Below are 598 nucleotides of genomic sequence, written 5' to 3' on the forward strand. Positions count from 1 at the left end.
GAATGGTGTACTCGCAGGCCGATTCTGAAATACCGATGTGTACGTGACCGTTCTCTCGTCCTTTCACCGCTTCCAAAGCGTTTTGAGCTAAATTGCCAATCAACCCACACAATTGTTCTTCTGACAAACGGCGAGACAGCGCGCTCAAATCACTTTGGCAGTCAATGCTCAGTGCCACACCCAGTTCGTTGGCTTTGCTCGCCTTTGCCAAAATCAAGGCTGACAAGGCCGGTCTGCTATTCAGCGCATGTAGCGAATCCAGTTGTGATTGACTGGCTTTCGCTTGCGACAAACAAACTGAAAGCGCTTTATCGTAAGCCCCCATTTGTAAGAGGCCCGAGATAGTCGAAAGCTTATTTTGATACTCGTGACGCGCAACGCGCATGTTCTCCATGTACTGCGTCACCTGACTGATTTTCTCCGAGAGTACGTGCATCTCATTTTGGTCACGCAAGCTAAACACTGCGCCATAAGGTTCACCTGTCGACGTACGAAGCGTACCTCTGTTCATCACCAAATTTTTACCATTCACGCGAATCAATCCATTAATGTAATCGTCACCTTTCAGCGAAAAACTTTCAGGGTTATCTATCCCGTC

The 598-nt window shown here is 48.0% G+C and carries 1 protein-coding gene; it reads right to left on the minus strand.

Annotated elements, in window-relative coordinates; translation table 11 throughout:
- Nucleotides 1-598: sensor histidine kinase (locus tag R8N47_RS26705; RefSeq protein WP_318186300.1), on the minus strand; the 598-nt coding region annotated here is incomplete at both ends.

The organism is Vibrio sp. 2132-1 (genome assembly GCF_033344315.1).